Raw genomic sequence first — 25,521 nt, 5'->3', positions numbered from 1 at the left:
CGGGTTGAGCTGCGCTTTTATGCGTTGCTTCACAAGAAGCTGATTGACCGTGTTGTGCATGCAACGTAGCTTTCACCTCACCGGAAAAATTCTCACAGCAAAGGCACCGACATGACCCACACCGACATCCAGCAGGTGCTCGACTGGGCAGTGGCCGAGGTCGGCATTCCCGGCATCGTCGTCGAGGCCAGGGACGGGGACCGGTCCTGGTTCGGCAGCGCCGGCGTCGCCGACCTCAGGACCGGGGCGCCCCGCCAACCGGGGGAGCACGCGCAGATCGGCAGCGGCGGCAAGGCGTTCATGGCCGCCGTGCTCCTCGACATGGAGGCCGAGGGCAGGCTGAGCATCGACGACCCGGTGAACAGGTGGCTGCCGGGCGTGCTCGACGTCAACGGCTACGACGGCGACCGGATCACCGTCCGGCACCTGCTCAGCAACACCGGTGGTCTGTACGCCACGGGTCTGGCCCCCGAGCTGACGAGCCGCTACGGCACCCGGGCGGCGTTCCTCAAGCACCGGTTCGACGAGTACACGACCGAGGACCTGTTCCGGATGACGGTCTCCCAGCCGCCGGTCGCGGAGCCCGGCGAGCGCTTCCTGTACGCCAACGGCGGCTTCTACCTCGCCGAGGCGATGATCGAGAAGATCACCGGCAACAGCTTCGCCGAGGAGGTCGAGCGCAGGGTCTTCCGACCGCTCGGCCTGGCCCACACCTACGTGCGCCCCGCCGGCGAACTGGGATACCGCGACCCGCACCCGCGCGCGTACTCCAACCAGTTCTTCCAGGACGGGGTCGACATGGCCTCGGTCACCGGGGAGAACTGGCCCACGCTCCTGGAGGAGCCCGGGCTGGAGCCGCTGGACGTCACCGAGTTCAACACCTCGTGGCTCCCCGGCAACATCGTCTCCACCACCAGCGACATGATCCGCGCCGTCAGCGCGCTGGCGAGCGGCGCCCTGCTGCCACCGGACCAGCACCGCGAGATGTGGACCACGGTCTCCACCGAGGGCGCCGACTGGTTGCCGCACACGCGGTACGGCCTCGGCCTGTTCGAGTTCGACAAGGCGGTCACCGGTGACCAGACGCTGCGCGGCGTGGGCGGCAGCTACTGGGGAACCATGTTCTTCACGGTGTCGACCGCCGACGGCGAGCACGCCATCTCCGTCCACACCAACATCGAGCTGAAGTCCTGGGAGGTCCTCCGCAGGATCTTCGAAGCGGGGTTCGGGGTCTCCATCGGCGCGTGAGGCGCTCACCACCGCTGCCGCGGGGCACCACGTTCCCGGTGTTCGTGCTCGCCTTGACCTTCATGTCGCTTGAGACCGAAGAATCAGCCGCATGGACGACACGGACGACACCGGGGCCTTGGTGCCCATCGGCGTCTTCGCGCGCCGCGTCGGGTTGGCTCCGAGCGCCCTGCGGTTCTACGACGACTGCGGCGTTCTCCGCCCCGCCCACGTGGACGAGGTGACGGGGTACCGCTACTACTCGCCGGACCAGGAACCCCGCGCCGTCCTCGTCAGGCGGCTCCGGGAGGCCGGGCTGCCCCTGGTGGACGCCTCGGTGGTGCTCGACGGCCGCCCGGAGGCGGCGCGCGCGGTCCTCACGGAGCACGCGCGTCGCACGCGGGACAGGGCGGCCGCGGCGCAGGCCGTGATCGAGGACGTGCTGCGCGCCCTGCCCGGCGGTCAGCCCCGGTCGGTGGTCCGCGTCGGCGGAGCCGAGTTGTCCAGCGCCGTCCGTCAGGTGGCGTCCGCCGTCGCGCCCGCCGACGTCCGCGCGCGGTTCCCGGTGCTCGGCTGCGTCCTGCTCGAACTCGACGGGCAGGAACTGCGGCTGGTGGCCACCGACCGGTACCGCCTGGCGGTGCGCGTGCTGCGCCCGCTCTCGGTCGAGGGAGCGCCGCACGAGGCGCTCGTCGACGTCGACGCGATGCGGGACCTCGCGGCCTGGTCGCTCCGCCTGCCCGAGGTCAGCGTCGAGGTCGACGGCGGCGCCGTCGTCGTCCGGGGCGACGACGAGGTGCGGCCGCTGCCGACCGCCGAGGGGAACTTCCCCTCCTACCGGCTGATCCTGGACGCCCTCCCGACCGCGCGGACCAGAGTGGTCGTCGACCGGGAGGCCCTGCGGGGAGCCGTCGCCACCGCCGGGGAGAACGGACCGGCCACGCTGGACATCGCCGAGGACCGCGTCACGGTCTCCGGCCGTGGCGCGCCAGCGGTCGCCGAGCGCGCCATCCTCACCGGACGACCAGTGCGGATCTCGTTCGATCCTGGCGTCCTCCTCCCCGCCCTGGACGCCAGCGTCGGCCCGGACGTGCTGCTGGAGATCTCGTCGGCGACGGAACCGGTCGTGGTCCGGTCGGCGGACCAGGGCAGCTTCACCACCCTCGTCATGCCGGTCCGGCGACCGGACGAGGACGACTGACGGCGGACGACTGACGCCGGATGACCACGCGGACGCCGTGCGGACGGCCCGGCGTCCACTCGCTGAGGAGGAGAGATCCATGGACCCCGACAACCCCGTCGTGCGGTTGTGCGTTCAGGGCATGCAGGCGGAGGCCGAGGGGAGGGACGCCGACGCCCGCGACCTCTTCCAGCGGGCGTGGGAGACCGCCGGCGACGACTACGAGGCCTGCCTCGCCGCCCACTACGTGGCCCGACACCAACCCACTCCCGAGCTGACGCTCCACTGGAACCAGGAGTGCCTGAACCGGGCGGACCGGGTGGGCGACGACCGGGTGAAAGGCTTCTACGCCTCCCTGCACCTGAACATGGGCAAGGCGTACCAGGACCTCGGTGAGCCCGGGAAGGCGCACGAGCACTTCGCCCTGGCCGCGAGGCACGTCGACGCGGTCCCACCGGGCCAGTACGGCGACTGGGTGCGCTTCGCGATCGCCGAGGGCCTGCGGGAGAACGGCCAGCACGAGCCGCACCCGGTCGAGGAGCCGCTCTCGGGCCTCCTGGCGCGGCTCTGCGCCCGCGCCGACCTGCGGGCGCTGGGGCTGATCCTGCCCGCGTACCTCGGGAACCTCGGCACGGACGAGGACCTCGTCCGGCTGGCCACCGCCCTGCGGATGGTGCACGCGTCGCGCTGGTTGCCCGAGGACGAGCAGGAGACGCTCGGCGCGGCGATCGCGTGTCTGCCCGACCTGAGGCCGGCCCCCACCGCCTGAGCCGGGGGGCGAACCGTTCCGGGAGGGCGCGAAGATCGAATTTCCCGCGCCTCCCGGAACCCGCCTTCGGCCGATCGCCGGAAATGGCTGCCCCGGACGGGCAACATCGTTTCGCGCCGCGGCCATTCGCCTTTCCTGCCGCCCGTGGGCGGAATTCCTGACATCGTTCCGCCCGAGGCGAACACTCGTTGCCGGGGTGTCGGCTTCGGTTCACCCTGCTCGCGTGGGTGGCACAGCGCTGATCATCGGGGGAACCGGCCAGGTCGGGCTGGGAACGGCCGAGCGTCTGCTCGACGACGGGTGGGAGGTGACGCTCGCCGCCCGGGGCCGACGCGCGGTTCCGGCGCGCCTCGCCGACCACGTGCGGACGGTGAGGTGGGACCGGGAGGACCCGGCGGACGACCTCGCGCCGCTGGCGACGGGGGCGGACCTGGTGCTCGACTGCGTCTGCTACACGCCCGAGCACGCCGAGCAGCTCCTGGCGTTGGGCGACAGGGTGGGCCACCTCGTCGTGATCTCCACGGCCGGCGTCTACGTCGACGACGAGGGCCGGGGGATGGACCGGGTCGACGACTTCCCCCGGCTGCCCGTGCCGATCAGCGAGGACCAGCGCACCGTCGAGCCGGGGCCGGGCGGCTACACCAGCGAGAAGAGGGCGGTCGAGCGGTCCCTGCTGGACAGGGCGGTCGTCCCCGTGACCGTGCTCCGTCCCGGCGCGATCCACGGCACGGACTCGGTGCACTCCCGGGAATGGTGGTTCGTCAAGCGGGTGCTGGACGGGCGCACGTGCGTGCCGCTGGCGTTCGGCGGGGCCAACAGGTTCCACCCGAGCGCCGTCGCCAACATCGCCGAGCTGGTGCGCCTGGCCGGGGCGCGCCCCGGCACCAGGGTGCTCAACGCCGTCGACCCGGACGCCCCCACCGTGCTGGAGATCGGTCGCGCCGTCGCCGAGCTCCTGGACCACGAGTGGCGCGAGGTCCCGCTCCCTCCCGACGCGCCCCCGCCGCTGGGCGTCACGCCGTGGTCGCTGCCGGGGGACGTCGTGCTCAGCATGGCCAGGGCCCACGAGGAACTGGGCTACCGACCGGTGACGAGCTGCCTGGGGTCGCTGGCCGCGGAGGTGGAGTGGGTGTTGGCCAGTGTCGCGGACCGGGACTGGCGCGAGGTGTTCACCGATCTGGTCGACAAGTACGACGGGATCGACTTCTTCGACTACGCGACGGAGGACGCTTACCTGGCGGCACACCGGTTCTGACCGTTCGGGGGATATGCCGCGCCCGCAAGGGTGAGAGCGCTCCGTAATCCCATGCACTGGGCCGAAAGCGCGGAGAAGATCACCGATCCGGGTGGTGTCAAGGGCTTGATCTGACCGTGGATCGAGAGGACCCTCAGCGAAAGGCTCCGATCGGCGGAAGGTGAGAGCCAAATGAGTGCCGTGCGAACGGCGGCACCCACCATCACCGGCGCGATCTGGGACGACTTCGTCGCCGACCTGCCGGTAGGTGTGCTGCTCCAGGACGAACAGGGCGAGGTGCTCGCCGCCAACGATCGGGCCGCCGCGCTGCTGGGGATGTCCCGGCAGGACCTGGTCGACGGCGCCCGCCCTCCGGGGTGGTCGGCGTGCGACGACTCCGGGGCGCCACTGCCCGAGCCCTCAGCGCTGGCCGCCCAGGTGCTCCGCACGAGTTCCACGCTCTCGCTGCCGATGGTCGTGTCCCGCGACGGGGTGCACCACACCCGGGTCTGGGCCGACTACCACCCGGTGCGCTCCCGGGGCCGGCACCGGTTGCTGGTCCTGCTGCACCCGGTCGACACGGACCTCCCGCACAGCAGGGGACTGCTCGACCCGCTGACCGGGCTCCCGAACCGCGCGTTGCTGCTCGACCGGCTCGACCAGGCGTTGACCAGGGCCAGGACCCGCGGCACCCTGGCCACCCTCGTGTTGATGGACGTGCACCGGCTGGCCGCGCTCAACGCGGAACACGGGTTCCGGCGCGGGGACGAACTGCTCGTCGCGCTGGCCGGCCGGCTCCGGCAGGGCCTGCGGGCCGACCACACGGTCGCCCGGTACGGCGGCGACGAGTTCGCGGTCGTCGCCGAACACCCCACCGGGACCGGCGAGGCGATCGCCGACCGGGCCAGGGAGGTGGCCGCCCGACCGCTGCGCATCGGCCGCAACCGCATCCTGCCGGCGCTGCGCGTCGCGTGGTGCACCAGCGACGGGGCCGCGCCCGTGCTCTCGGTGCTCACCAGCGCCGAAGCGCGACTCCGCCGTCCCCGCAGACGCTGAGCAGCGCCCACGACACCACCGGTGCGGGAACCACCAGGGCCTGGGCAGAGGTCGGGCCCGGAAGCCAGGTGGCTCCCGGGCCCGACGCGAGGACGAGGGTTCCGCATGCCGGCCTCGCCGGTCAGCCGCGGGTCGTGACGTTCCGCAGCCAGGTGACGGAGTCGACGGTGCTGAGCGCGGGCGTCTCCGACACGCCCTCCGGCACCACCTGCTCGTCGTTGATCTCGATCTCGCTGAGGTCCAGGGCGCCGAGGTTCGCCTGCAACGGCACGCCGCCGGAGGGGCGGGCGAACGCCTGCTGCGGCATCTCCGGGGTCTCGGGGACCTCCGGGGTGGCCGGGACCGACGGCGTGGGCGCGGTCGGGGCCGGTCCCGGCCGCGCGGCCGAGGGCGCCTCGGCCAGGTCGAACGTGGGGAAGACCAGCGGCGGCAGCGACGGCCGCCACGTGCCCCACTGGGTCGTGGGCACCTGGGAGCGCTCGGTCGCGCGCGGCCTCGGCCGGGGGTGGTACGGCACCTCGGTCACCGGGAGCACCCGCTCGCCCCGGATCTCCAGCGGGTTGACCTCGCGCCGCTCCCCCGCGGTGGGCGGGGGAACCGGGCGCTGCCAGGCCAGCGCCCTGCGCAGGACCTGCCGGTTCACGGAGAACAGGTGCGCGCCCGCCGGGGTCTTCGTCGGCGTCGCCGGCAGGAGCTGGTCCGGGTTCGACCGGCCGGCGTCGTCGGAGCGCAGCGCGGGGCCGTGCTCGTCGCCGCGGGCCCTGGACGGCCCGAGCGACCGGGGGGCCTCGGTGATCCACGCCTCGCGGGGGTGGGCCTCGACGACCGCCGCGTCCGCGGTGACCACGTCGGTCAGCGCGCGCGCCGTCCGCGCGTCCGGCTCCACCGAGGGTGGCGCGGTCCTGGCGGCGAGCGTGGCCAGCTCGTCGGCCAGCGCGTCGATGGTGGCCGCGACCACCCGGTCCCGGCGCTGCGCGTCGGCCACCGCGAACCAGTCGGCCAGGTGCTCCAGAACGAGGGTGTCCTCGGTCTCCTCGGCGCCGGGACGCGTCGGCGCGCGGTGCGCGGCCGGAGGCGCGGGGTCGTGGTCGGGCCAGTCGGGCTCGTCGCGGTCCGCCACGGGCAGGTCGGTGATGGTGCCGGACCAGGTGCCCGCGACACCGCTGATCACCACCGGCTCCGACTGCTCGGTGCGGATCTCCCACAACACGTCCTCGGGGCGGACGGCCGGGTGCTCCGGCCAGCCTCGGGTGCCGGCCGGGGCGGTCTCGCCCGCCCGGACGGCACCCCGGTCGAAGGTGTCGTCGATGACGTCCAGCGGCATGGTCGCATCGCCCAGCGGGGGGGTGGGCCGGTCGGGCGCTGGTTCCACGGCCTCGGACACGCCGCCGCCGACGGCCAACATCCCACCGGTGACGAGCGCGGCGTGGATGCCTCGCTTCGCCCAGGGGTGCATCGGGATCTCCTTCACGTCGTCGGGTTCGGGCTCGGTTGGCGGGAGGGGGACTGCGGCCGGGGCGTTTCCGGGCGTCGTCGGGCCGGCGGGGAGGGGGGCCACCCGCGCGACGCGCTCGTGCTCTCCCACCGCCCCGGCCGCAGTCGGCTCACTGGCCGCCCAGCCTCAGGCCGGGGACGCCGCCGCGGACGACCCGCTGCACGGGCTCACCGAGCTGGTCCAACGCCGTCAACTCCTGCGCGCCGGCGGCGGTCTTCTCCACCAGTCCGCTCTCGGCCAGCGAACGCAGGCTCTGGGCGCCGGTCAGCTCCGCGGGACGGGTGAAGGTGCCGCCCCTGGTCTCGTCGGCGATCGCCCGCACCGCCCGACCCACCTTGTCCAGGTCGAGTCGGCCGGTCAGCGCGTCCGCCTCGAACCTGCGGGTCAGGTCGCCGGTGGGCAGCCGACGCAGCTCGTTCGAGCCCGGAAGCTGCCTGGTGAGCGCGTCCAACTCGCGCCCGCCCAGGCCGCCCCTGGTCAGGTCGCCGGCCAGCGGCACCTGACCACCCAACTTGTCGACCTGCTGGACGCCGTCCGCCAGCTTGTCCACCTGGGCGGGGTCGGCGATCCCGGACAGGTCGTGCTGGGACAGCTCCTTGGTCAGCGGGACGCCCTTCACGACCTCCGAGGCGACCTGCTCGGTGCTGGGCAGCTTCTGCTCGCCGAGGGTCGACATCTGGTTCTGGGAGGGCCGCTTGGACGAGGCGGGCACGCCGGTGGTGGTGACCTTGGCGCCCGGCCGGGCGGTCGAGGGCGTGGCGGGCCGGCCGCCGGGGCGGCCCGTTCCGGTGTTCGGCTGGCTCACCGGCTCGCTCGCCGGGCGGTGGGCGGGCTCGCCGGCGGGGCGGTGGGCGGGGCGCGCGGACGAGAGGTTCTGGTAGGCGTCGGCCATGGCCATCGCCTGGTAGCTCTCGAACACGCTCTCGTAGCTCGGCTCCCGCAGATCACCACGGTCGTCGTCATACCCGCCGAACCCGTCGCCGAAGCCGTCGTCGAAGCTGGCCGCGAAGCTGTCGCCGTAGCTCGCGTCGAAGGTCCCGCCGAAGCCGCCGTCGGCGCTCCCGGACCGCTGCTGGAGCGCGCTGCCCGCCCTGCTCGTCAGCTTCTTGGTCAGCTCGGTCAGGGCGTCGAGCTTCATGGCGTCCTCAAGCGCCTTGGTCGGGGAGTTGTTGTTCGAGGCCGGCTTGGCCTCGACGGGCTTCGCGGCCGTGCCGCCGTCGGCGGGCCGCGCGCCGGGGGCTGTGCCGGGGGCGCCGGTCGCCGGGTCGATCACGGGCCTGCTCGGCTGGCCGCCCTCGGCCGGCTTCGCCGCGGTGGCCGTCCCTGTCGCGGGGTCGGTGGGGGTGGCGCCGGTGGTCGCGGTGTTCTCGGCCGAAGTGGTCGTCTGGGTGGTCGCCTGGCTGGTCGCGGCGCCCTGGGTGGCGACCGCCTTGGCCGCGGAGTCGGTCACGGGCTTGGTCACCTGGTCACCGCCGGTCGCACCGGTGGGCTCGGTGGCGGCGGAGGCGAGGCCAGCGCCCACCGCCAGCAGGCCCGTGCTGACGAGGGCGATCTGGGCGACGCGCTGGGTCCAGGTCTTCATCTGGGGGGATCTCCTTCTTCCGTTCGTGACCTGTCGGGAGCGGGCGGCCGGACGCGGTTGGGGAGGACCGCGTCGGGGCTGCGACCACCCGGGTCTTGCGCGGACGGGTCGTCCGCTGGGCGGTTCGCGCGGCCGGCGGAGGGAGACGGACCGAGGAGGTCCGGCCCTGATCACGAACGGGGAGGTGCTGCCCGCCGCACCCGGCGGCGCCCGGCGTCCGCGATCGCTGGCCGCGCGGGCGGGTTCAGTCGGGAGTGACGCCGGGCTGCTCGACGCGCCCGGCGCCGCCGCGCTGGGCGGCGGGGGTCAGGGAGCCACGGCCACCCGCCAGCGGGAGCTGGGCGCCGGGGGCGGTGGTGGTCACGGCAGGGCCGCCGGACGCGGCGCCCGAGCCGTCGTGACCGCAGTGGCACGGGCCGGGGAGGGTGGCCGGCTGACCGGGCCCGTGGTCGGGCAGGACCGGCTCGGGGTCGCCGAGCGGGCCGCCGTGCTCGACGGGCTCGCCGGCGTGGGCGGCCGAGGCCGCGCCACCCGTCGCGAGCGCCCTGGCCGCCACGATCCCGGCGGCCGGCCACGCGCCGGGCTCGCCGGGCTGGGCGGACGGGGACACCGGACCGGGGACGGCGCTGGCGCCGTGCTCCGCGCCGGGGACCGCCAGGGGACCGGACGCGCCGGGCAGGACCGAGGGACGGGAGAGCGGACCCGACGGGGACGTTCCGACGGTCCTCGTCCCTCGCGCGGCGTCGATCGCGCCGGCGCCGGGGCGGCGCTCGCCCAGCCCGGGCATGCCGGGCAGGCCACCGCCGATCGCCTCGCCGACCGCGTCCGTGCCGGGCAGGCCACCAACGCCACCGATGCCGTTCACCGCGCCGCTGACCGCGTCGACCGTGCCGTTGACGGTGCGGGCGACCGGGCGGACGTGGTCGACCGGAGCGCCGCGGAGGTGCTCGGTCAGTCCGGCCACCCCGGAGCGGAGGGCGTCGTCGACCCGGGGCACGGTCCGCGCGACCGACCGGGACAGGTCGGCGGCGCTCCCGGTGCTCTCCGCGTTCTCCCCGGGGGAGACCGCGAGGCCGGCCCCGCCCAGGAGGTCGACCGGGCCGGAGTCGGCGAGCCGCCGCACCGGCTGGGCCGGCTCCAGCGAGCGGAGCGACCCGACGGGGAGCTGGGCCGCGGACCGGACGGGCGCGGGAGCCTCGATCCCGGTGGCGGCGCCGAGGGCGTCGGTCACGCCGGCGAGGGGTCCGTCGGCGGCGGCCGTGGCGCTGGCGACCAGCCAGCTCGCCAGGACGCCGACGACCGCGCCGGCCACCGCCAGCAGGACACGGGCGAGCGACCGCGTGAGGCGGCCTCCCGTCGTTCCCCACTGGCTCGGCACCCTGGCGCTCCCGTCCGTCGTGACCTCGGTGACCCGTGTTGGTCGCTGTTCGTCGTCTTCTCGGTGTCTGTACTTCTCGGTGTCTCCGCGTCCCGCCGTTCCCGACGAATCCGGATTCGGCGGCGGCGATCCCGCATTGCTTGATCGCCGGTGTGACGCGGGCTGAACATTGGCACGGAACCGAGTGCGCGCGCAGCCGCGGCACGACAAGTCCCCACCATCGAGTTACGCGAGATCAACGACCTCGTGGGGTGATCACCGATCGTGTTGTGATCCGGTCCACGACGCGGAAATCGCCGATCCGCGAATCCGGTCGCGAACCCGGCCGCCGCGGATCTTCCCGGGTGGGGGAATTCCGGCGGGCGTCAACTCCGTTTGAGGACGCGGGTCGCGCCGGCGGCCGCCGTCGAGGCGAGGATCCAGCCGACGGCGGTGAGCACCCCGCTGATCCACTGCGAGGCGCCGGTGATCCGCCACATGCCGTCCTGCCCCAGGTTGACGATCGGCAGCAGGGTGTCCGCCGACAGCAGCCACGGGTTCCACACCGGGTGCTGGTCGTCGTCCAGCCGCTCCATCGGGTGGCCGGCGAACCACAGCGCGCCGCCGAGCCAAAACACCGCCAACCACAGCACGGCGAGCCAGGGTCGGTAGCCGTAGCCGACGGTCCACTCCTGGAGGAAGCCCCAGACCCGGCCGGCCGGCCCCAGCTCGGCGAAGCGGCGCTGCTGCTTGGCGATGAGCACCTGCTCGGCGCGCTCCTCGTCGCCGTTGACGCGGTACACGCTGGCCAACTGCTCGTAGGGGCCGGGCGTGTAGTCCGGCAGGACCCGGCGCAGCCAGCTCAGCCTGGTCCGGACGTCGACCTCGGGGCGCGCCACCGCGGCCTGGTAGGCGAAGTCCTCCAACGCCACGCCGCCCGTGGCGGCCCACAGCTCCGCCGCGTCGCTCAACGAGATGACGCGGGCGCGGGTGAGGGCGACCCGTCCCTGGGGCGGCGCGGCGAAGCGCAGCACGAGCTGCTGGGCGGTGAGCCCGTAGGCGTTGAGCGCCAGGGAGTTCCCGGCGTCGCCGAGGAACGCTCCCGTGAAGCTGGCCATCTTGCCCACCTCGGCGAACCGCACGCGGACCCCGCCGGCGGCCAGGAAGCCGTAGCTGCACAGCAGGTCCTTGCCGATGCTCGCCACGCGGGCGTCGAGCGAGGGCTTGCGGGAGCCGTCGGGCCGGCGGCGCGGCTCCGTGAGCTGCGCCCCTGTGCAGTCCACAGTGGACCCGATGTGGGCGTTCTGGAGGCGCAGCGAGCCGCTCGCCCTGATGTTGCGCAGGAACAGGGTCCCGCCCACCTGGAGCCGGTCGGCGAACAGCACGTCGATCCCCGGCCCCACCAGGTGCGCGCCCGACAGGCTCGCGCTGCCGCGCACGTGGGCGTCGACCAGCCGGACCTGCCCGTACGCGCGGAGCGGGCCGCCAGCCGGCGTCTCGTCCCGCTCCTCGCCGTCGGTCACGGCGACCGAGCCCCTGGCCTCCAGGTCACCGCCGATCTGGACGCCGTCGGCGACCAGCGCGACCGGGACGCGTTGCACGTCGGCGTCGGTCCCCAGCCCGGCCAGCGCCTCCTGCCGGCCCAGGCAGGCGCCGGACAGCCGCAGGTAGCCGCCGATGCTGGCGTTGGGCAGCCGCACCGAGCCCGCCGACGTGAACCCGGTGTCCAGCTCGACGTTGCCGTCGACCCGCATCCGGTCGGCGACCAGCGCCGCCGTGCCGTCGGCGGTGCCCCTCGGCAGGACGAGGACCTGGTGGTCGGCCTCCTCCGCCACGCTGAGCGTCGCGCCGGAGAACACGGCGTCCCCGCCGACGCGCGCCCCGGCGAGCACCACGCGCCCGTGGGCGGTGAAGCGCCCGCCGTCGCGGTCGCACGACAGGTTGCCGTCGACGACGAGCCCCGTGGCCTCCAACGCGTCGCCGTCCGGGTTGTGGAGCTGCGCGCCGCCGAGGTGCGCGCTGCCGCCGATGTGCGCGCCCCGCAGCCGCACCTCCCCGGTGGCCCGCAGTCCGCTGGCCTGGAGCGATCCGGAGACCCGCAGGCGCGCCGCGAGCAGGGCGTGGTCCTGCGGGCTGCGCAGCACCGCGCCCGCCAGGCGGACCGTGCCGTGGACCGTGGCGTCGGTCAGGTCGACCGATCCCGTGCAGGTGGTCCCGTCGAGTTCGAGGTCGCTGTCCACGCGCAGGTTGCGGGCCCGCAGGCCGGGCAGGCGGCACCGGGTGAGTCGCAGTCCGCGGAACCGGGCGAGCTGGAACTCGGCGACGGCGTCGAACGTGCAGCGGTCCAGCTCGACCAGGTGCGCGACGTCGGCGGACTCCAGGTCGAACGCGCCCCTGATCTCGGCGCCCACCAGGCGGAGCGCCGGCACCGCGACGGGTTTGACCTGGTGGAGCCCGGTGAGCAGCGCGACGAGCACCGCGGCGCGGACCTGGCGGTCGCCGGTCGTGGCCGATCCCTGTCGCCGGGCGCGCAGGTCCAGCCGCTCCCCTCGGGCGAAGGCCTGGCCGACGGCGCGCTCCAGCTCGGTCAGCTCCGAGTGCCGCATCCGACCCGCCACAACGCCCTCCCGGCCCGTGCTCTCCGCCGCCACCAGCCCGCCTCCCCCTGACGGGTGAACCCGATCATGCCGTGGCGGAGCAGCCCACGAGGGCGTTCCGCCAGCTAACGTGGCCAGGGTGCGGAACGCGGCTGACAAACCGGTCGACGCCCAACAGGCGATCCCGTTCTCCCTCAGGGTGGCGGCGGCGATCGGCTGGCGGTTCCTGGTGCTCGCCGGCGTGGTGTGGGTGCTCGGCAAGGTCTTCGACGACCTCAGGGTCGTCGTCGTGCCGGTCGGCGTGGCGCTGCTGCTGTCGGCGCTGCTCGCGCCGGCGGTGGACCGCCTGGTCGCGTGGCGCGTGCCCAGGGGGCTGGCGACGGTGCTGGTGCTCGTGGGCGGGCTGGCGGTCGTGGGCGGCGTGCTCACCTTCGTCATCAACGCGTTCATCCGGGGCCTGCCCGACATGCGGGAACGCGTCACGGAGAGCATCAGCACGATCCAGGACTGGCTGAAGAACAACCTGCACCTCACGCAGGACCAGCTCAGCGGCTACGTGGAGAAGTTCCTGGAGTCGTTGAAGTCGAACCAGGAGGCGATCACCTCCGGCGCGCTGACCACGGCCGGCACCGTCGGCGAGCTGCTCACCGGCATGTTGCTGGCGTTGTTCACGCTGATCTTCTTCCTGTACGACGGCCGGGGCATCTGGGCGTTCCTGGTCCGGCTGCTGCCGGGGCACGTCCGCGCGCGGACGGCCGTGGCCGGCAGCAGGGGTTTCGCCTCGCTCGTGGGGTACGTGCGGGCCACGGCGGTGGTCGCCGTGGTGGACGCCGTCGGCATCGGCATCGGGTTGTGGGCGATCGGCATCCCCCTGGCGGTGCCGCTGGCCGCCCTGGTGTTCCTTGGCGGGTTCGTGCCGATCGTGGGCGCCCTGATCTCCGGGTCGGTCGCCGTGCTGGTGGCGCTGGTGACCAAGGGGATCGTGCCCGCGCTGCTCGTCCTGGCCGTGGTCCTCGCGGTGCAGCAACTGGAGGGGCACGTGCTCCAGCCGCTGCTGTTGGGCAGGGCCGTGCAGCTCCACCCCCTGGCGGTGGTGCTGGGCATCGCCGTGGGCGCCTCGCTGGCCGGGATCGCCGGCGCGTTGCTGTCGGTCCCGCTGATCGCGGTGTCGAACGCGGTGGTCCGCTCGCTGGTCGCCGACGAGGGCACACTGCCGTCGCAGGTCGACGCGTTGGAACCCGAGGAGGCCGAACCCGACGAGCCCGCCGAGGCCTCGGGGCCACCGGGTGGCGGGAGGACGTCCCGGCACTCCTCGTCTGGCTCGGACTAGGTGAAGGTCGCTCGTCGGAGAACTCCGAGCGACGAGCGCGAGGCCGCGGCGCACCGCCTCCTCCCGGGTGGGGACGCTTCAGTCTCCGGAGATGCCGGTGACGGCGGTCGTCGTGGTGTGATGGCGCCGTGGGCCGCGCCGTGGAGGAGAACAACCGCCGGATGCTCCGGGCCAGGGACGCGATGGACCGTGCCTACGCGCAGCCGCTGGACGTCCCGGCCCTGGCCCGCATCGCCCACGTGTCGGAGGGGCACTTCACGCGCGCCTTCCGGGCCGCCTTCGGTGAGACGCCGCACCGCTACCTCCAGCGGCGTCGGGTCGAACGCGCGATGTTCCTGCTGCGGGAGACCGACCGCAGCGTGACGGAGATCTGCTTCGATGTCGGGTTCGGCAGCCTGGGGACCTTCAGCCGCACCTTCCGCGACATCGTCGGCCGGTCACCGAGGGAGTACCGCGGGGAGACGCCGTCGGTGGGCGTGCCGACGTGCTTCACGATGGCGTGGACGCGGCCGAGCGGCTGACCGCGCGCCGCCTCCGCCAACTGGTCGGTTTCGGATAAGTTTTCCGCCGGCCACCCGAACTAGCGTTCCCGCCATGTTCAACGCCATCACCCACTCCCAGATCTACGTCCTCGACCAGGACGAGGCCCTCGACTTCTACGTCGGCAAGCTCGGCCTCGAGGTCGCCGCCGACGTGGACATGGGATTCATGCGCTGGCTGACCGTCAGCGTGCCCGGCCACCCCGAGCGCCAGATCCTGCTGGAGAAGCCGGGCGCCCCCGCGATGTCCGAGGAGACGGCCCGGCAGGTCCGCGAACTGGTGACCAAGGGCGCGATGGGCGGCTGGCTCATCTTCACCACCGACGACTGCCGCGGGACGTACGAGACGCTGCTCGCCAGGGGCGTCGAGTTCACCGAGGAGCCCACCGAGCGCCCGTACGGGATCGACTGCGGTCTCCGCGACCCGTTCGGCAACCGCATCCGCTTCACCCAGCCGAGGGCCTGACGCCCGGTCGACGGGCCACGGGGCGAACGGAGTCGGATCGCGCGACGGTGACGGCGCCGGAGGAGACAGGAGAGCCACCTGTCGGGGCGGCCGTCACCGCGCGATCGATCCGAGCCGGCTGGTCCCCGGCCCCACCCGGTTTCGGCGCGGACCTCCGGCGTCCGCCGCCCCCGTCGCGGGCCACCCGACGACGCCCCGTCGACGCCCGAGGGGACGGCCCTAGGCCACGGTGACGAGGTTGCGGCCGGAGCCCTTGGCCGCGAGCAGGGCGGAGTCGGCCGCGACGAGCAGGTCGGACAGCTCGTAGCCGAAGCGCTCGGTGGTCGCCACCCCGATGCTCACCGTCAGCCCGCACAACTCGTGGGGGCGCCCGTCCGCCCCGGTCGTGGGCACCCGCAGGGCCGCCACCGACAACCGGACCCGCTGCGCCACCGCCTCCGCCTCGGCCGGGGCGGTGTCGGGCAGCATGAGGACGAACTCCTCACCCCCGAACCGGCCGACCAGGTCCCCCCGGCGCACGCTGCTGCGCAGCAACACCCCGACCGCGGCCAGGGCGGCGTCCCCCGCCAGGTGGCCGTAGCGGTCGTTGACCCGTTTGAAGTGGTCGAGGTCGGCGAGCAGGACCGCCGCGCAGAACCCCCTGCCCCTGGCGCGTGTCAGCTCGTCCCTGGCCAGCCGGTCCCAGTGCGCGGCGTTGGCCAGCCCGGTCTTGGCGTCCCGCTGCGCCGACCGCCGCCACTGGGGGAGCTGGGCGGCCCGTTCCAGCAACGCCATCGGGGCCGCGGCCATCAGGGCGCGGACGGGTTCGCCCGCCGTGACCATCGCGGTCATCCCCCCGATGCACACCGCGACCACGCCGACGGCGACGTCCACCGGGTCGCCGAACACGTCGGCCCCGCTGGCCTCCGGCGACCGCAGGCGCAGGCCCACGGCCACCACCACCGCGCGGACCAGGAGCATGGTCGTGCCGGACAGGATCAGCGTGGCCACGTCCCATCTCGGGTCGTCCCACCCGGCGGTGGCGCGCGCGGCGAACGTGGCCAGCACGGTGGCCGCCGTCGTGAACAGCCACCGGTGCGGTTCCGGCCTGGGTCCCAGGACGCCGTGCAGCGCCGGTCCCAGCAGCAGGAGCACCAGCAGGTTCGCCGGCAACGCGAACACGCCGGCGACCAGGTAGCAGACGTGGATGGCCCAGGGGTTGCGCTGGACCTCGCGACGCACCTGGTTGGTCACGGCGGTGCCGACGATCACGATGCCGGACGAGACGGCGATGGCGGCGAACCGCGTGACCTCCTCCGGCGACGGCTGCGGGCCCGAGAGCACGACCGTGGTCACGGCGGCGAGCGCGCCGACGTCGACGGCCAGCCAGTAGCCCAGTGCCGGCCGACTCAACGTCCACAGTGGCCAGTGCCGCACGGCAGCCTCCCCCCGACCGGGAGTGACACGTCGAGGGGACGGCACGGGGAGTCGCCCACGGCCGCTCGTCACCGGTCCGCGCCCGTCGGCGGCCGGCGGCGCCCTCGAACCCGGCCAGCGTGGCACATCCCCGGCGAACAGAAGAAGCCGGCGACCGGGGGTTAGCCCACACGCGCGAGCCGGGCAGGATGGACGACCGGGGAGGAGCGAACCGTGCAGGCTGGCCCATCCGATGCGGGAAAGCGCATCATCAAGGACAACACCACCCCGCTGTGGCGCGGCGCGGTGACACTGCGGATCGTCACGTACCTGTTCGCGGTGGGCGTGTTCTCCGTGCACAGGGACGGTTACGAGCGTCCGTGGCTCGGGTGGCTGGAGATCGCGATCGTCACGGTGTGGACGGCGCTGACGGTCTTCTGGTTCAGCCGCGACAACGGACGCCGACGATCCCTGGTGATCGTCGATGTGACACTCACCACAGCGCTGGTCGCGGCGTCCCACTTCGTCCTCAGCCCGGAGCAGCTCGTCCAGCCGGCGCCCCTGGTGCCGACGATCTGGGCGTCGGGCTGTGTGGTGTTCGCGGCGGTCCACGGCGGACGGGGGGCGGGAGCCGCCGCCGGCGCCGTGGTGTCGGTGCTCAGTGTCTGGGCGCGCGGCTACTTCAACACGGACATGGCGAGGGACACCGTCCTGCTGGTCGGCATTGGCTTCGTGGTGGGCCTGGCCTCGACGACCGCCCGCCACTCCGGGGAGCAGCTCGAACGCGCCCTGCGCGCGGAGGCGGCGACCAAGGAGCGCGAGCGACTGGCCCGCGCGGTGCACGACAGCGTGCTCCAGGTGCTGGCCAGGGTGCGTCGGCGTGGCGCCGAGCTGGGCGGCGAGGCCGCCGAGCTGGCGCGCATGGCGGGGGAGCAGGAGATCGCGCTGCGGTCGCTGGTCGCCGCCGCGCCTCAGGAGTCCACAGTAGACGGAGAGGTGGACCTGCGGCCGCAGTTGCAACTGCTGACCACGCCCCGCTTCCAGGTGTCGGTGCCGGCGACCCAGGTGATGCTGCCGGCGGCGGTCGCGGCCGAGCTGTCCTCCGTCGCCAGGGAAGCACTGTCCAATGTGGACAAGCACGCGGGCGGGGAGGCCAGGGCCTGGGTGCTGTTGGAAGATCTCGGGGACGAGGTGGTGCTCAGCGTGCGGGACGACGGACCGGGGATTCCCGAGGGTCGGCTCGCCGCCGCGGAGACCGAGGGCCGAATGGGGGTGGCCCACTCCATCCGCGGCAGGGTCGCGGAACTCGGCGGGAGCCTGTCGCTGCACACCGCCCCGGGCGAGGGGACCGAATGGGAGGTTCGGGTGCCGCGAAGACGGACCCGGCGCAAGGGGGTCGCGCGATGACGAACGAGCACGTGTCGGTGATGGTGGTCGACGACCATCCGATGTGGCGGGACGGTGTGGCGAGGGACCTCACCGAACGCGGCTTCCGGGTGCTGGCCACGGCGGGGGACGGCGAGTCGGCGCAACGGATCGCGCGCGCCGTGCGGCCGGACGTGGTGCTGATGGACCTCAACCTCAACGGGTCGTCCGGCGTGGACGCCACCCGGTGGATCACCGGCGAGCTGCCGGAGACGAAGGTGCTCGTGCTGTCGGCCAGCGGCGAGCACAGCGACGTGCTGGAGGCCGTCAAGGCCGGCGCGTCCGGGTACCTGGTGAAGTCGGCGTCGGTGGAGGAGCTGGTCGACGCCGTCCACCGCACCGCGGCCGGCGACGCGGTGTTCACCGCCGGCCTGGCCGGCCTCGTCCTCGGCGAGTACCGGCGGATGGCGGCCGCGCCGGACTCGGTGGAGCCGGCTCCCCGGCTCACCGAGCGGGAGACCGAGGTGCTCCGGCTGGTCGCCAAGGGGCTGACCGCCCGCCAGATCGCCACCCGCCTGGTGATCTCGCACCGCACGGTCGAGAACCACGTCCAGTCCACCCTGCGCAAGCTCCAGCTCCACAACCGGGTCGAGCTCGCCAGGTACGCGATCGAGCACGGGCTGGACGCCGATCCGGAGGAGGTGTGATGACCACGTCGGCACCCGTCCCCCCGCGCGACCTCAGGGTCAGCGACGCGGAGCGGGGACACGTCGTCGACCTGCTGCAACGGGCCACCGGGCGGGGCCTGCTGGACCTCACGGAGTTCACCCGCCGCGCCGACCTGGCCATGGCCGCGCGCACCCGCGGCGAGCTGAACGCGGTGCTCATCGACCTGCCCGGCCTGGTCAACCGCGAGGTCGACGCCAGGGACACGCTGGCCATGGAGCACACCGCCAGCTCCCTCACCCGGCGGGGGCGCTGGGTGGTGCCCCGGCGGCTGGTGCTGCGCGGCCGGATGGGGTCCAGCACGTTGGACCTGACCGAGGCGGTCATCCCGCACCCGGTGGTGACCATCGAGCTGAGCTACAGCATGTCGTCGATGACCCTGGTCCTGCCCCCTGGCGCGAGCGTGGACCTGGACGAGCTGACGGTGGTGGCGGGCAGCGTCAAGGACCAGGTGGGCGCCGGCGCCGCGCTGGGCACGCCGCACGTGGTGGTGCGGGGCTCGGTGCGGGCGGGGTCGGTGGTCGTCGCCCGCCCCCGCACGATCATGCGGCTCGGCCCGCTGACCGTCCGGCACCCGTGGAAGGTGGACTGGGCCAGGGACTGACCGGGCGCCGTCAGACCGAGGGCCGCCTCCCGCGTTCGGCGGGCAGGCGGCCCTCGTGTGTTCCGCCGAGTGTGTGTGGGATCGACGGAGAACCTGGCGGCGCCGGGTCGTCGGCGCCCGGCGAGCGGCGCCGGACGCGCCCTCAGCCGAGCGCGGCCCGGACGGCGGTGCGGGCCGCGACCCGGTCCGAGGCGGCCACGGCGGTGCGGGCCGCGACCTGGCACTGGTCCAGGCTGACCGAGGCCAGCCGCGCGCCGACCCTGGGCAGGGCGGCGGCGTTCATCGACAGGCTGGAGGCGCCGAGGCCGACGAGCACGCAGGCCAGGGCCGGGTCGGCCGCGGCCTCGCCGCAGACCCCCATCGGCTTGCCCAGCTCGGTCGCGGCCTCGCCAACCAGCGCGACCAGCCGCAGCAGCGCCGGCTGCCACGGGTCGTTGAGCTCGGCGACCCCGCCCACCTGGCGGTCGGCCGCGAACACGTACTGGGCGAGGTCGTTGGTGCCGAGGCTGACGAAGTCCACGACGGAGAGCACCTCGCGGGCGCTCAGCGCCGCCGCGGGGACCTCGACCATCACGCCGACCCTGGCCACGCCGGCGGCGCGGGCCCTGTCGACGAACCAGGCCGCCTCCTCGGCGGTGGCCACCATCGGCGCCATCACCGACACGTCGGCGCCGGAGTCCTCGGCCGCGGCGGCGATGGCCTCCAACTGGCGGTCCAGCACCCCGGCGGCCGCCATGGACAGGCGCAGGCCGCGCACCCCCAGCGCCGGGTTCGGCTCGACCTCGGTGTTGAGGAAGGCCAGCGGCTTGTCCGCGCCCGCGTCGAGGGTCCTGACCACGACGGGCCGCCCGGCGAAGGGCGCCAGGACCTCGGCGTAGGCGACGCGCTGCGCGGCGACCGAGGGCTCCTCGGTGGCCGACAGGTAGCAGAACTCGGTGCGGAACAGGCCCACGCCCTCGGCGCCGGCCGCGACACCCGCGCGGGCGTCCTCGGCGGAGCCGACGTTGGCCAGCAGCTTCACCCGGTGGCCGTCGGTGGTCCAGCCCTCCCCGGACCAGGTGGGCTCGGCCTCGGCGCTGGCCGCGCGCACCGTCACCGGGCCGACCACGGGCTCGACCGTCCCGTCCTCGCCGTCGACGACCAAGCCGTCCACGTCGGTCAGCTCCAGCAGGCCGCGGCAGGCCACGACGGCCGGGATGCCCAGCGCCCTGGCGAGGATCGCGGTGTGGCTGGTCGGCCCGCCCTCCTCGGTGACCAGGGCGAGGACCTTGCTCGGGTCGAGCCCCGCGGTGTCGGCCGGGGCCAGGTCCCTGGCGACCAGCACGCTCGGGCCGGTCAGCTCGGGCACGCCGGGCGGGGTCAGGCCGAGCAGTTCGGCGACGAGCCGGTCGCGGACGTCGTGCACGTCCCGCACGCGCTCGGCCAGGTAGCCCCCGGCGGCCTCCAGCGCGGTGGCGAACCCCGCGGCGGCCTCGTGCACCGCCCGCGCGGCCGGCAGCGACCGCGCCGAGACGAGTTGTTCGGCCTGGGCGATCAGGGCGGGGTCGGCCGCCATCGCGGCGGTCGTCTCCAGCACCGCCCTGGCCTCGCCGTCGGCGGCGGCGGCCCGCTCGCGCAGGCGTCCGGCGACCAGCTCGGCGGCGGGGCGGATCCGGGCGGCCTCCGCGGCCGGGTCGGCGGGGGCCGGGGTGGACGGCGGCTCCGGGAGCGGCTCGGCGACCCGGACGACCGGACCGGACGCCCGGCCGGGGCTGACTCCGACACCGCTCAGACGCGTGCCTGACATGGTCTAGACCATACCTCCCCGTGACGCGCTGGCCACGATCCTAGGGTCCTGTGACCTGACCCACGCCCGGCGTCCGACGATCGGAGCAGCGCCTCCGCCCGCTCAGGGCACCAGGGAGAGGGCCGGCACGTGCTTCGGCCGCACGACACTGAAGTGCCGTCGGTCCAATGTGGCGACAACCGTGGCGCCGCATCGCTCGACCACCGCGACCACCGAGGCGTCCACTCCGCCGAGCGGGAAGTCCGCGTACGTCTCGACCAGTTCGGCCATCCGCTCCAGATCGCTCGCGGTCAGCGAGACCAGTTCCAGCTCACCAGCGGCGAGGGCGCGCGGGAACACCGCCTCGACCCCGCCTCCCCGGTGACGTTCGAGGAGGTAGTGGACCTCGGTGAGGACAGACGCGGGAACCAGGAGCGGGCCAGGCAGCCGTGTCAACAGGCGGGCACCGGTCGTGGTGTTCGTCGTCGGCGTCGAGGGCGGCGACCAGGGGAGCCGGTGTCGAGGACGATCACGCCGTCATGATGCCGCCTCGCCACCCAGCTCCCGACACAGGATCTCCGAGGACCGGGCGGCGAGATCGCCTTGGCCCGAACGAAAGACGCCGATGAGGGAGAGGTGGCGACTCAGTGGCTCTTCGGCCTCTGACATGGCACGAAGCACGTCGACGATGTCGTCCAGCCGGTCCTCGGGCATGGAGTCCACCAGGCGGTGCGCGTCGTCCCGCGCGCTCATGGTCGCCAGTCCAGGGAGGAACTCGGAAAAGATCTGACCTCAGGAATCACCCGTTGGTGCCGTCGCCTCGCCTGGTTGAACCTCACGCGACGTGAGGTCCTAGCGTCGTCGGTATGAGTGGGGACGAGCGCCGCTGGAGCGTGGGGGAGCTGGCCAGGGCGAGCGGGATGACCGTCAGGACCCTGCACCACTACGACGAGATCGGCCTCGTGGAGCCGAGCGAGCGGACCTCGTCGGGCCACCGCCGCTACACCTCCGCCGACGTGCGCCGCCTCTACCGCGTGCGGGCGCTGCGCTCCATGGGGGTTCCGCTGGAGGAGATCCGCCGGGCGCTGTCCGAGCGCACCGACGACGTCATGTCGTTGCGGGAGGTCCTGACGCACCAGCTCGACCAGCTCGACGCGGAGGCCAGGAGGGTCCGCCGGCTGCGCGGCCAGGTGCGCGGACTGCTGGATCGGCTGTCCACCGCCGTCCCGGAGCCGGAGGAGTTCCTGGAGGCGTTGGAGATGATGGCGAAGGTCGAGTCCTACTTCACCCCGGACCAGCTCGACCGGATGGCGCGGCGGCGCGAGGAGCTCGGCGAGGCGACGATCACGGCGGTGGAGGCCGAGTGGCCCCGGTTGATCGCCGAGGTGGACGGGCTGCGCGCCAGGGGGACCCCGGTGGACGACCCGAGGGTGCGGGCGTTGGCCCGGCGCTGGGCCGAGTTGGTGCGGATGTTCCACGGGGGCGACCCGGAGATCATCCGGGCCACCGGGCGGCTGTGGGCCGAGCAGGGGCAGGAGCTGCTCGCCAGGTTCAACGCCCCGTCCCCTGATCTGTTCGCCTACGTGGCCGAGGCCCAGAAGGCCGCCGGCATCGACAACTGCGGCATCGACCACGGCGGTGTCGACAACCGCGGTGTCGAGAGCTGAGGCCGGGCCGTCCGGCCCGTACCCGTGACAACGAGGCGGGGCGCGCACCAGTGCGCGCCCCGCCTCGTCCCCCACACCGGTTGGTGGTCACCGGACGGGGTCGGCCTGCCGCGTCTCCTCGTCCTCGGGCAGGTCACCGCCCTCGTGGACCCCGACCCGCTGCTGCAACCGGCGCAGCGGCCCCGGCGCCCACCACGCGGCCCTGCCGAGCAGCTTGATCACGGCGGGGACCAGCAGCATCCGCACCACGGTGGCGTCGAGCGCGAGCGCCAGGATCATGCCGACGCCGACGAACCGCATCATCGCGATGTCGGAGAAGGCGAACGCCCCGGTGACGACGATCAGCAGCAACGCGGCCGCGCTGATCATGCGCCCGGTGCGGGCGAGGCCCGTGCCGATCGCCTCCTCCGTGGACGCGCCCTGGCTCCTGGCCTCGACCATCCTGGACAGCAGGAACGTCTCGTAGTCGGTGGACAGGCCGAACACCACGGCCGCCATGAGCACCACGACGCCGGCCTCCAGCGGCCCGGGGGTGACGTCCAGCAGCGAGGCGCCGTGCCCGTCCTGGAAGATCCAGACCAGCACGCCGAACGTGGCCGACAGGCTCAGCGCGCTCATCACCACCGCCTTGAGCGGCAGCAGCACCGAGCCGAAGGCGAGGAACATCAGCACCAGCGTCGCGACGACCAGCAGCGCGGCCATCAACGGGAGCCGGTCGGCGATCGCGCCCAGGCTGTCGGTGACGCGCGCGGTGAGCCCGCCCACCATCACCTCGGTGTTCGCCGGCTCCGGCAGGTCGCGGATCGCCCGGACCGCGTCCTTGGCCTGGTCGCCGAGCGGGTCGCCGGACAGGGTCGCGGTGAGCACCGTGACCTCGCCGCCCGCCCCGGTGGGGCGCACCTCGTCCACGCCGGGAACGCGCTTGACCTCCGCGACGAACCGCTGGACCGTCGCCTGGTCGGGCGCCGCGCCCCCCTGGCCGCGCAGCACGATCTGCGCGCCGTCGTTGCTGGCCGCGGGGAAGTCGTGGTTCACCGTCTCCACGGCCTGGCGCACCGGGTCGCCGGCGGGCAGGACCTTCTCGGTGACCTCGCCGAACTTCACCGACAGGAACGGCGCGCCGAGGAAGACGAGCACGGCCACGATGGGAACCGCCACCAGGGCGGGACGACGCATGACGCCCCGGGCCAGCCGCGCCCAGCCGCGGCCCTCCTCCCCGCCGTCCGCGCGACGGCGGCGCCAGGGCAGGCCCAGCGCGTCCACCTTCGGGCCGAGGATCCCGAGCACGGCGGGCAGCAGGGTGAGCGAGACCAGCGCCGCGATCGCGACGGCGGCCATGCCGCCGTAGGCCACCGAGCGCAGGAAGTCCTGGGGGAAGAGCAGCAGGCCGGCCAGGGCGACGACCAGCAGGGTCGCGGAGAACGCGACCGTGCGGCCCGACGTGGCGACGGTGCGGCGCACCGCCTCGGCGGGGGACCGGCCGCCGGCCAGCTCCTCCCGGAACCGGCCCACGGTGAACAGGCCGTAGTCGATGGCCAGGCCGAGCCCGAGCAGCGTCGCGACGTTGACCGCGAACGAGTTGACGTCGACGAACCCGGTGAGGGCGCGGAGCACGCCGAGGGAGCCGAGGATGGCGAGGCCGCCGACCACGACCGGCAGGGAGGCGGCCACCAGGCCGCCGAAGATCACGACGAGCAGCAGCAGGGTGACCGGCAGCGAGACGGCCTCGGCCCTGGTCAGGTCGGACTGGGACCGGTCGTTGATCGCGGCCGCCATCGGGGCGATCCCGCCGACCTGGGTGGTCACCCCGTCCACGTCGAGCCGGTCGGCGATCTTCCGGTAGTCGCTGATCTGCCGGTTGGAGTCGGTCCCGGCGAGGGTGATGACGGCGAGGCCGCGCCGGTGCTCGGGGTCGACCAGGGTCGGGGCCTGGGTGTTCCAGTAGGAGACGACCTTGCTGACCGCGTCCTTGGGCAGGGCGTCCAGCCGGCTGTTGATCCGGTTCGCCAGCGCGGGGTCGTCCACGCCGCCGCCCCGCGACGTCGAGTAGACGACGACCACGTCCCCGCCCTGCCGGCCGAGCTGGTCGTCCACGAGCCGGGCCGCCCGCGCCGCCTCGCTGTTCGGGTCGTCGTAGCCGCCCTGGCTCAGTCGGTCGAAGACGCCGGAGCCCCAGGCGCCTCCGAGCACCGCGAGCACGACGACGACCACGAGCACCAGCCATCGGCGGCGGTGGACGACCGATCCCCACTTGGCGAACACGCTGGTCCTCCCGGTCCCTGGTGGGCGGAGCCGCCCGAGGGTTACTGTGCGGTGAACAGCGTCAACTGTGTAAACACCGTTCACCGAGCGAATCTAGAAAGAGGTGAACGGCGTTCACAACCCCAAGGGGTGAGGTATGACCGAGGCCACACGGCGAGAGCGACTGCGCGCCGACACAGAGCGGGACATTCGGGCGACAGCCCGTGCCCTGCTCGTGGGACAGGGGCGTGACGCCGTGACCCTGCGTGCCATCGCCCGGGAACTGGGGATCACCGCCCCCGCGCTGTACCGCTACTACGACTCCCGCGAGGCGCTGCTGCGCGCCGTCTGCGAGGACATCTGCGCGGACCTCGACGCCGAGCTGACCCCGGCGCTGCGCGGCGTCTCCGCGCACGACCCGCTCGGCCGCGTCTTCGCGGTCTGCCGCGCGTTCCGCCGCTGGGCGCTGGCCCACCCCCAGGAGTTCGAGCTGGTCTTCGCCTCACCGGAGGAGGAGTCGGTCGGGCTGGGCCGCCGGCCGGCCCAGGACCGGTTCGGCGGCGTGTTCATCCACGTGATCGGACACGTACTCGTCGCGCCGGAGGCGTTCGTGCCCACCACCGACGAGGTCCCGGCGGAGCTGCACGACGACCTGGTCGCCTACCGCGAGCGGCTCAGGGAGTCCCTGGCCGAGGCCGGCATCCAGGTGCCGAACGGACTACTCGAACTGGACGGCGTGTACTTCATCCTCAAGTGGTGGGTGCGGCTCTACGGCCACATCGCGCTGGAGGTCTTCGGCCGCTTCCCGTTCCCGCTCCGCGACGCCGAGCCCCTCTTCGAGCGCATGCTCACCGAACTCGCCGTCGAGTCCGGCTTCCCGACGGGGACACCGGCGACGCCCGAGGCCCCGGAGAGCCGCTGACCCC

General features: G+C 73.9%; 22 protein-coding genes. 13 read left to right on the top strand and 9 right to left on the bottom strand.

What is annotated here, in order from left to right; all coding sequences use genetic code 11:
• Window positions 1-111: 111 nt before the first annotated feature.
• From LX15_RS25760 to LX15_RS25740, 5 genes are all read left to right on the top strand, one after another.
• The gene (locus LX15_RS25760; RefSeq protein WP_253672241.1) at window positions 112-1,248 is read left to right on the top strand and encodes a serine hydrolase domain-containing protein; all 1,137 of its coding nucleotides are present in this window, start codon (window positions 112-114) and stop codon (window positions 1,246-1,248) included.
• A 91-nt stretch (window positions 1,249-1,339) separates the two neighbouring features.
• Entirely contained in the window at window positions 1,340-2,428 is a 1,089-nt protein-coding gene (locus tag LX15_RS25755) for a DNA polymerase III subunit beta family protein (protein WP_253672240.1), read from the top strand.
• Between the two features lie 79 nt (window positions 2,429-2,507).
• Window positions 2,508-3,176 (top strand): hypothetical protein, encoded by a 669-nt coding sequence (locus LX15_RS25750; RefSeq protein WP_253672239.1) that lies wholly within the window; start codon window positions 2,508-2,510, stop codon window positions 3,174-3,176.
• A gap of 223 nt (window positions 3,177-3,399) precedes the next feature.
• Window positions 3,400-4,431 (top strand): NAD(P)H-binding protein, encoded by a 1,032-nt coding sequence (locus LX15_RS25745; RefSeq protein ID WP_253672238.1) that lies wholly within the window; start codon window positions 3,400-3,402, stop codon window positions 4,429-4,431.
• Window positions 4,432-4,602: 171 nt separating this feature from the next.
• The gene (locus LX15_RS25740; RefSeq protein WP_253672237.1) at window positions 4,603-5,466 is read left to right on the top strand and encodes a diguanylate cyclase domain-containing protein; all 864 of its coding nucleotides are present in this window, start codon (window positions 4,603-4,605) and stop codon (window positions 5,464-5,466) included.
• Between the two features lie 121 nt (window positions 5,467-5,587).
• Here LX15_RS25740 and LX15_RS25735 read toward each other — a convergent pair whose 3' ends face one another.
• From LX15_RS25735 to LX15_RS25720, 4 genes are all read right to left on the bottom strand, one after another.
• Window positions 5,588-6,922, bottom strand: coding sequence for a hypothetical protein (locus tag LX15_RS25735; RefSeq protein WP_253672236.1), 1,335 nt, complete (start codon window positions 6,920-6,922; stop codon window positions 5,588-5,590).
• A 148-nt stretch (window positions 6,923-7,070) separates the two neighbouring features.
• The gene (locus LX15_RS25730; protein ID WP_253672235.1) at window positions 7,071-8,543 is read right to left on the bottom strand and encodes a hypothetical protein; all 1,473 of its coding nucleotides are present in this window, start codon (window positions 8,541-8,543) and stop codon (window positions 7,071-7,073) included.
• 244 nt (window positions 8,544-8,787) lie between these two features.
• On the bottom strand, window positions 8,788-9,921 hold the full coding sequence (locus tag LX15_RS25725) for a hypothetical protein (RefSeq protein WP_253672234.1): 1,134 nt from the start codon (window positions 9,919-9,921) through the stop codon (window positions 8,788-8,790).
• A gap of 365 nt (window positions 9,922-10,286) precedes the next feature.
• The gene (locus LX15_RS25720) at window positions 10,287-12,551 is read right to left on the bottom strand and encodes a hypothetical protein (protein WP_253672233.1); all 2,265 of its coding nucleotides are present in this window, start codon (window positions 12,549-12,551) and stop codon (window positions 10,287-10,289) included.
• A gap of 85 nt (window positions 12,552-12,636) precedes the next feature.
• On the opposite strand from LX15_RS25720, the gene LX15_RS25715 reads away from it, so the two are divergent.
• From LX15_RS25715 to LX15_RS25705, 3 genes are all read left to right on the top strand, one after another.
• Entirely contained in the window at window positions 12,637-13,827 is a 1,191-nt protein-coding gene (locus LX15_RS25715) for an AI-2E family transporter (protein WP_253672232.1), read from the top strand.
• 161 nt (window positions 13,828-13,988) lie between these two features.
• Window positions 13,989-14,348 (top strand): helix-turn-helix domain-containing protein, encoded by a 360-nt coding sequence (locus tag LX15_RS25710; RefSeq protein ID WP_253672264.1) that lies wholly within the window; start codon window positions 13,989-13,991, stop codon window positions 14,346-14,348.
• Between the two features lie 73 nt (window positions 14,349-14,421).
• Window positions 14,422-14,832: a VOC family protein gene (locus LX15_RS25705; RefSeq protein ID WP_253672231.1), complete on the top strand. Its 411-nt coding sequence runs from the start codon at window positions 14,422-14,424 to the stop codon at window positions 14,830-14,832.
• 219 nt (window positions 14,833-15,051) lie between these two features.
• On the opposite strand, the gene LX15_RS25700 is transcribed toward LX15_RS25705, so the two are convergent.
• A complete protein-coding gene (locus LX15_RS25700; RefSeq protein ID WP_253672230.1) occupies window positions 15,052-16,248 on the bottom strand; it encodes a sensor domain-containing diguanylate cyclase in 1,197 nt (398 codons plus the stop codon).
• A gap of 213 nt (window positions 16,249-16,461) precedes the next feature.
• On the opposite strand from LX15_RS25700, the gene macS reads away from it, so the two are divergent.
• The 3 genes from macS to LX15_RS25685 are packed head-to-tail and all read left to right on the top strand — an operon-like array spanning window position 16,462 to window position 18,922.
• Window positions 16,462-17,634 (top strand): MacS family sensor histidine kinase, encoded by a 1,173-nt coding sequence (macS, locus tag LX15_RS25695; protein ID WP_253672229.1) that lies wholly within the window; start codon window positions 16,462-16,464, stop codon window positions 17,632-17,634.
• Window positions 17,631-18,299, top strand: a complete 669-nt coding sequence (locus LX15_RS25690) for a response regulator (RefSeq protein ID WP_253672228.1) — start codon at window positions 17,631-17,633, stop codon at window positions 18,297-18,299. Before macS ends, LX15_RS25690 begins: the two co-directional genes overlap by 4 nt.
• Entirely contained in the window at window positions 18,299-18,922 is a 624-nt protein-coding gene (locus tag LX15_RS25685; protein WP_253672227.1) for a DUF1707 SHOCT-like domain-containing protein, read from the top strand. The genes LX15_RS25690 and LX15_RS25685 overlap by 1 nt, the downstream gene beginning before the upstream one ends.
• 142 nt (window positions 18,923-19,064) lie before the next feature.
• On the opposite strand, the gene ptsP is transcribed toward LX15_RS25685, so the two are convergent.
• From ptsP to LX15_RS25670, 3 genes are all read right to left on the bottom strand, one after another.
• Window positions 19,065-20,708, bottom strand: a complete 1,644-nt coding sequence (gene ptsP / locus LX15_RS25680) for a phosphoenolpyruvate--protein phosphotransferase (RefSeq protein WP_253672226.1) — start codon at window positions 20,706-20,708, stop codon at window positions 19,065-19,067.
• A gap of 102 nt (window positions 20,709-20,810) precedes the next feature.
• Entirely contained in the window at window positions 20,811-21,143 is a 333-nt protein-coding gene (locus LX15_RS25675) for a type II toxin-antitoxin system VapC family toxin (RefSeq protein ID WP_253672225.1), read from the bottom strand.
• Window positions 21,144-21,224: 81 nt separating this feature from the next.
• Window positions 21,225-21,440, bottom strand: a complete 216-nt coding sequence (locus LX15_RS25670; RefSeq protein WP_253672224.1) for a hypothetical protein — start codon at window positions 21,438-21,440, stop codon at window positions 21,225-21,227.
• A 113-nt stretch (window positions 21,441-21,553) separates the two neighbouring features.
• On the opposite strand from LX15_RS25670, the gene LX15_RS25665 reads away from it, so the two are divergent.
• Window positions 21,554-22,354 carry a MerR family transcriptional regulator gene (locus LX15_RS25665; RefSeq protein WP_253672223.1) on the top strand — a complete coding sequence of 267 codons (801 nt, stop codon included), beginning with the start codon at window positions 21,554-21,556 and terminating at the stop codon, window positions 22,352-22,354.
• Between the two features lie 87 nt (window positions 22,355-22,441).
• Here the strand turns inward: LX15_RS25665 and LX15_RS25660 are convergent, their stop codons facing one another.
• Entirely contained in the window at window positions 22,442-24,616 is a 2,175-nt protein-coding gene (locus LX15_RS25660; protein WP_253672222.1) for an MMPL family transporter, read from the bottom strand.
• 136 nt (window positions 24,617-24,752) lie between these two features.
• Between LX15_RS25660 and LX15_RS25655 the strand changes: the two genes are divergently transcribed.
• A complete protein-coding gene (locus LX15_RS25655; protein ID WP_253672221.1) occupies window positions 24,753-25,517 on the top strand; it encodes a TetR/AcrR family transcriptional regulator in 765 nt (254 codons plus the stop codon).
• Window positions 25,518-25,521: the final 4 nt, after the last annotated feature.

Origin of the sequence: Streptoalloteichus tenebrarius, assembly GCF_024171885.1 — a bacterium.
Classification (GTDB): domain Bacteria; phylum Actinomycetota; class Actinomycetes; order Mycobacteriales; family Pseudonocardiaceae; genus Streptoalloteichus; species Streptoalloteichus tenebrarius.
Note: the sequence above shows the minus strand (reverse complement) of the source record. Positions and strands in the feature narration are given on the sequence as shown.